The 6,735-nt window shown below is 73.0% G+C and carries 4 protein-coding genes; 3 read left to right on the top strand and 1 reads right to left on the bottom strand.

Annotated elements, in window-relative coordinates; genetic code table 11:
- The 3 genes from ABZ478_RS30715 to glgB form a co-directional block, all read left to right on the top strand.
- On the top strand, window positions 1–552 hold a 552-nt coding region (locus ABZ478_RS30715; protein WP_359554277.1), incomplete at its 5' end, for an alpha-glucosidase C-terminal domain-containing protein.
- A gap of 95 nt (window positions 553–647) precedes the next feature.
- Entirely contained in the window at window positions 648–2,063 is a 1,416-nt protein-coding gene (locus ABZ478_RS30710; RefSeq protein ID WP_359554275.1) for a phosphotransferase, read from the top strand.
- Window positions 2,060–4,429, top strand: a complete 2,370-nt coding sequence (glgB, locus tag ABZ478_RS30705) for a 1,4-alpha-glucan branching enzyme (RefSeq protein WP_359554273.1) — start codon at window positions 2,060–2,062, stop codon at window positions 4,427–4,429. The genes ABZ478_RS30710 and glgB overlap by 4 nt, the downstream gene beginning before the upstream one ends.
- A 22-nt stretch (window positions 4,430–4,451) precedes the next feature.
- Here the strand turns inward: glgB and ABZ478_RS30700 are convergent, their stop codons facing one another.
- On the bottom strand, window positions 4,452–6,695 hold the full coding sequence (locus tag ABZ478_RS30700; RefSeq protein ID WP_359554286.1) for a UvrD-helicase domain-containing protein: 2,244 nt from the start codon (window positions 6,693–6,695) through the stop codon (window positions 4,452–4,454).
- Window positions 6,696–6,735: the final 40 nt, after the last annotated feature.

Below are 6,735 nucleotides of genomic sequence, written 5' to 3'. Positions count from 1 at the left end.
CTGTCGCTGCCCGGCTCGCCGATCCTCTACTACGGCGACGAGATCGGCATGGGCGACAACATCTGGCTCGGCGACCGCGACGCCGTCCGCACCCCGATGCAGTGGACCCCAGACCGCAACGCGGGCTTCTCGTCGTCGGATCCGGGGCGCCTGTTCCTGCCCACCATCATGGACCCGGTCTACGGCTACCAGGTCACCAACGTCGAGGCGTCCATGTCGTCGCCCTCGTCGCTGCTGCACTTCACCCGCCGCATGATCGAGATCCGCAAGCAGAACCCCGCCTTCGGGCTCGGGTCCTACACCGAGCTGCAGTCCTCGAACCCGGCGGTGATCGCCTTCCTGCGCGAGTACGAGGACGACCTGGTGCTGTGCGTGCACAACTTCTCGCGATTCGCGCAGCCCACGGAGCTGGACCTCAGGCCGTTCACCGGGCGCCACCCGGTCGAGCTGTTCGGCGGGGTGCGGTTCCCGGCCATCGGTGAACTGCCGTACTTGCTGACCCTCGCGGGCCACGGCTTCTACTGGTTCCGGCTGCGCCGGGACGCGGCGTAGTCCCCACCGGGTGGGGCGGCCGGCGGTTTCCGCCGCCCCACCCTGGGCACGCAACAACCACACCCCGACGATCCGGGGAAAGGAACGTGACGCCCATGGCGGAAACGGTCACCCCCTTCGGCACCGACCGCACGACCGGCCACCTCCTCACATCGCTCGATCCGCTGCTGCGCGAGTGGCTGCCCCGGCAGCGCTGGTTCGCGGGCAAGGGACGCCCGGTCACCGGGTTCACCCAGGTGGCCGTCACCGAACTGCTGCCCCCGGACGGCCGGCTGGGCCTCTACCACCTGCTGCTGCGGGTGCACCAGCCGCCCGTACTGGGCGCGCCGGCGCACCCCGGTGACTGCTACCAGCTGCTGATAGGCGTGCGCGAGGCGCTGCCGCCCCGGCTGGCGCCCGCGCTGATCGGGCATGTGGAGCAGGGTCCGCTCGCCGGACGCACGGTGTACGAGGCCCTGTACGACCCCCGGCCCGCCGAGGTGCTCCTGGAGGCCCTGCGCTCCCGGGCGCGCATCGGCGGGCTGCGGTTCGAACGGGACCCGGACCAGGAGATCAGGAGCGGCCTCGTACCCCGGCTGATGACCGCCGAGCAGTCCAACTCGTCCGTCGTGTACGGCGATACGTTTATCCTGAAGCTGTTGCGCCGGGTGGTCCCGGGGATCAACCCCGACCTGGAGATACCGCTCGCCCTGGCCCGCGAGGGCTGCGACCGGGTGCCGGCGCCGACGGCGTGGCTGCTCGCCGGGCCTGACCCGGAGCCGTACGTCCTGGCCGTGCTCCAGCCGTTCCTGAACGGCGCGGACGACGGCTGGGAGCTGGCGCTGCGCGAACTGGCCAAGGGCGAGGACTTCGTCGCCGAGGCCCGGGCACTCGGCCGGGCGGCCGCCGAGGTGCACACCGCGCTGGCCCGCGCCCTGCCGACGGTCACCCTGGGCCAGGCCCAGCTCCGGCTGCTGGTGGACGGCATGACCGAGCGGCTGGAGGCTGCGGTACGGGCGGTGCCGGCGCTGCTGCCGTACGAGCGCGGGCTGCGTTCCGCCTTCGAGGCGCTGGCGGACCTGGCCGCCGAGGGGCACACCTGGACCGCCCAGCGCGTCCACGGCGATCTGCACCTCGGCCAGTGCCTGCGCTCGCCGTCCGGCACCTGGTCGCTGATCGACTTCGAGGGCGAGCCGGCCCGGCCGCTGGCCGAGCGGCGCATGCCGCAGCCGCCGGTACGGGACATCGCCGGGATGCTGCGCTCCTTCGACTACGCCGCCCACTCGGCGAACCCGCCCGCGCCGGACTGGGCACGGCACTGCCGGTCCGCCTACTGCTCCGGGTACGCGGAGGTCGCGGGCCGCGATCCGCGCACCGACCCGGTGCTGCTGCGCGCCTACGAGACCGACAAGGCCGTCTACGAAGTCGTCTACGAGGCCCGTCACCGCCCCGAGTGGCTGCCCGTGCCGCTCGCCGCGGTCCGCCGCCTCGCCACGTCCGACCCGACCCTCGCCCGGGAGAACCGTCCGTGACGCCCAAGAAGCCAGCCACCTCGAAGAACAAGTCAGGCAAGAGCAAGACGGAGAAGAGCAAGGCGGACCGGCGCACGGTGGACAGGCCCGCGGTGGACAGGCCCACAGGCGACCGGGCCGCGATCCCGGCCGCCCGCAGGCCCGAACCGCCCGACCGGCCGGGCCCGGCGGAGGTGGCGGTCTCCCCGGCGATCGACGCCGGTGACCGCGAGCGGCTGCTGCACGGCACGCACCACGCCCCGCACTCCGTGCTCGGCGCCCACCCGGTCCCCGGCGGTGTCGCCTTCCGGGCCTTCCGCCCCCACGCCCAGGCGGTCACCGTGGTCTCCGGGGACCTGCGGGCGGAGCTGCACGACGACGGCGACGGCTTCTTCTCCGGGCTGCTCCCGCTCACCGACGTCCCCGCCTACCGGCTGCTCGTCACGTACGACGGCACCGTCCACGAGACGGAGGACGCCTACCGGTTCCTGCCCACGCTGGGCGAGCTGGACCTGCACCTGATCGGCGAGGGCCGGCACGAGCAGCTCTGGCGGGCGCTCGGCGCGCACATCACGACGCACCAGGGGGTGACGGGCACCCGGTTCGCGGTGTGGGCGCCGAACGCGCGGGGTGTCCGGGTCGCCGGGACCTTCAACTTCTGGGACGCCGCGGCCTTCCCGATGCGCTCGCTCGGCTCCTCGGGCATCTGGGAGCTGTTCGTGCCGGGCGTCGGCGAGGGCGAGCTGTACAAGTTCGAGATCACCCGCCCGGACGGCTCGCGCACCCTGCGGGCCGACCCGATGGCCCGCCGCACCGAGGTGCCGCCCGCGACCTCCTCCATCGTGCACGCCTCGCACCACGAGTGGGGCGACGCCGACTGGCTGGCCCGGCGGGCCGGCACCCCGGTCCACGAGGCGCCGTTCTCCGTGTACGAGGTCCACCTGCCCTCCTGGCGGCCGGGCCTGACCTACCGGCAGCTCGCCGAACAGCTCCCCGCCTACGTGACGGAGATGGGCTTCACCCATGTGGAGCTGATGCCGGTCGCCGAGCACCCGTTCGGCGGCTCCTGGGGCTACCAGGTCACCGGCTTCTACGCGCCCACGGCGCGCCTCGGCACCCCGGACGACTTCAAGTACCTGGTGGACCGGCTGCACCAGGCGGGCATCGGCGTCCTGATGGACTGGGTGCCGGCGCACTTCCCGCGCGACGCGTGGGCGCTGGCGGAGTTCGACGGACGGCCCCTGTACGAGCACCACGACCCGCTGCGCGCCGCCCACCCCGACTGGGGCACCCTGGAGTTCGACTTCGGCCGCCGCGAGGTGCGCAACTTCCTGGTGGCGAACGCGGTGTACTGGTGCGAGGAGTTCCACATCGACGGGCTGCGGGTGGACGCCGTGGCCTCGATGCTCTACCTGGACTACTCGCGCGAGGCCGGCCAGTGGACGCCGAACGAGCACGGCGGCCGGGAGAACCTGGACGCGGTCGCCTTCCTCCAGGAGATGAACGCCACGGTCTACCGGCGCTGCCCGGGAGTGGTGACCATCGCGGAGGAGTCGACGGCCTGGGACGGCGTCACCCGCCCCACCCACCAGCAGGGCCCGAGCGGCTTCGGCGGCCTGGGCTTCGGGCTGAAGTGGAACATGGGCTGGATGCACGACTCGCTGGAGTACATGAGCCATGAGCCGGTGCACCGCAGCTACCACCACCACGAGATGACCTTCTCGATGGTGTACGCGTACAGCGAGAACTACGTGCTGCCCATCTCCCACGACGAGGTCGTGCACGGCAAGCGGTCGCTGGTGTCGAAGATGCCGGGCGACTGGTGGCAGCAGCGCGCGAACCTGCGGGCCTACCTCGGCTTCATGTGGGCGCACCCGGGCAAACAACTGCTGTTCATGGGGCAGGAGTTCGCCCAGGGCGCCGAGTGGTCCGAGGCGCACGGCCCCGACTGGTGGCTGCTCGACCCGGCCTACGGCGCCGAGGGCGACCACCGGGGCGTGCGGGACCTGGTGCGGGACCTGAACGCAAGCTACCGGACCACACCGGCGCTGTGGCAGCGGGACACCGATCCGGCCGGCTTCCAGTGGGTCACCGGTGACGCGGTGGAAGACAACGTCTTCGCGTTCCTGCGTCTCGACGCCGAGGGGAATCCGCTGCTCGCGGTGTCCCATCTGGCGCCGGTGGTGCGGCACGACTACCGGATCGGTGTGCCGGAGGACGTTCCGGCGTGGGTGGAGGTGCTGAACAGTGACGCGGGGCGGTACGGCGGGAGCGACGTCGTCAATCCGGACGCGGTCAAGCCGGAGCCGCAGGGCGCGCACGGGCGTCCCGCGAGCATCCGGCTGACGCTGCCTCCGCTGGCCACGGTGTGGCTGCGGCCGGCGTAGGGTCTCCGCCCCCAGCCGCCCGTCAGACGCCGGAGGGGCTGGTCCGGTTCAGCCCCGCCGGCAGGTCACCGGTGTGGAGCACGCCGAGGTGCTGGGTGGCGCGGGTGAGGGCCACGTAGAGGTCGCTGGTGCCGTAGCGGGCCGGTTCCACGACCAGGACCGAGTCGAACTCCAGGCCCTTCGACTGGCGGGGGTCGAGGAGGACGACGGTGTGGGTGAGGTCGGGTTCCGCGCCCGCCGTCACGCCGTCGAGCCGGGCGGCCAGCCCCCGGTGCAGCTCGCGCGGGGCGATGACCGCGAGCCGGCCCTCGGCAGGGGTGAGTTCGGCGACCGCCTTGGCGACCGCGCCGGGCAGGTCGCCGCCCGCGTCCCGCACCCAGGGCCGTACTCCCGTCGAGCGCACCGAGCTGGGCGGCTCGAAGTCCGGGTGCTCGGCGCGGACCACGGCCGCGGCCAGGTCCATGATCTCGGCCGGCGTGCGGTAGTTGACGCCGAGCCGGGTGTGTTCCCAGCGGTCCTCGACATAAGGGGCGAGGATGTCCGCCCAGGAGCCGACACCGGCCGCCTCGGCGGTCTGGGCGGGGTCGCCGACGAGGGTCATCGAGCGGGTCGGGCTGCGCCGCATCAGCAGCCGCCAGGCCATCGGCGACAGCTCCTGCGCCTCGTCCACGATGATGTGGCCGAACGCCCAGGTCCGGTCGGCGGCGGCCCGCTCGGCGGCGCTGCGGTGGTCGGCCTCCTCGTGCCGCTCGGCGAACCGCTCGGCGTCGATGATGTCGTGGGCGGACAGGACCTCGCTGGCGTCCGGGTCACCGTCCTCCTTGTCCTCGAACTCGTAGGTGCGGGAGGCGTAGGAGACGTCGAGCACGCCCTGCGCGTAGGCGACCTGTGTCTCCCGCTCGCGTTCGGCGCGGGCCCTGGCGATCCGGTCGTCCTCCCCGAGGAGCTCGGCCGCCTCGTCGAGGAGGGGCACGTCGGCGACGGTCCAGGCCCGGGTCACCGGGCGGCGGATCGCGTCGGCGTCGGCCGGGGGCAGGTAGCCGTCCGGCTCGGCGAGGAAGTCGGCGACCAGCCGCCGCGGGGTGATCCGGGGCCACAGCAGGTCGATGGCGGACCAGACCTCGGGGTTCTCGGCGAGTTCGTCGCGGATCTGGGTGACGTCGGCGGGGTCCAGCAGGCTGCCGCCGTCGTACGGGTCGGTGCCCACGCGCTCGGCGTACAGCTCGGTGAGCGTGTTGAGGATGTGCCCCTCGAAGTACTCGCGGGACGCGTTGTGCGGCAGCCCGGCGGCGCGGGTGCGCTCACGGGCGACGCTCACGAGCCCGTCGTCCAGCATCAGCACCTCGCGGTCGTGCTCGACGGTGACGACCGGATCGGGCAGGGCCTGCCGGTCGTGTACGACGGCGGCGAGCACGTCGGCCATGTCGGCGCGGCCCTTCACGGCGGCCGCCTCGGGCGTGTCGGTGGCGCTGGCCCGTACCCCGGGGAACAGCTCGCCGACGGTGGCCAGCAGCACGCCGGTCTCACCGAGGGAGGGCAGCACCTCGCCGATGTAGCCGAGGAAGGCGGGGTTGGGGCCGACGATGAGCACGGCGCGGCGGGCCAGCAGCTCCCGGTGCTCGTAGAGCAGGTAGGCCGCCCGGTGCAGCGCCACGGCGGTCTTGCCGGTGCCGGGGCCGCCCTCGACCACCAGCACCCCGCGGTGCGGGGCCCGGATGATCTCGTCCTGCTCGGCCTGGATGGTCTGCACGATGTCGCTCATCCGGCCGGTGCGGGCCGAGTTGAGGGCGGCCAACAGGACCGCGTCGCCGCTGGGGTCCTCGTGGCCGGTGCGGGTGGCGTCGCCGAGGTCGAGGATCTCGTCGTGCAGCGAGGTCACGGTCCGGCCCTCGGTGGTGAGGTGCCGGCGGCGGCGCAGTCCCATCGGGGTGTGGCCGGTGGCCAGGTAGAAGGGACGGGCGACGTCGGCCCGCCAGTCGATGAGGACCGGGGTGCGCTCGGCGTCGTCCTCGCGCAGCCCGATCCGGCCGATGTGGTGGCTGACACCGGAGGTCAGGTCGATCCGGCCGAAGCAGAGCGAACCGTCCACCGCGTTCAGCGCGGCGAGCAGCCCGGAGCGCTCGGCGACCAGGATGTCCCGCTCCAGCCGGGCCTGCATGGGCTTGTCGCCCTGCGCGAGGGCGTCCTCGACCGAGGTCTCGGCCTCGCCGCGCAGCTCGTCGACGCGCGCGTACAGTCCGTCGATGAATTCCTGCTCGCGCCGCAATTCACCGTCCGGATATTCGGTGTTTGACAATTCCGCTCCC

Source organism: Streptomyces sp. NPDC005706, assembly GCF_040631045.1.
Classification (GTDB): Bacteria; Actinomycetota; Actinomycetes; order Streptomycetales; family Streptomycetaceae; genus Streptomyces.
This window is presented reverse-complemented; position numbering and strand designations above follow the sequence as displayed.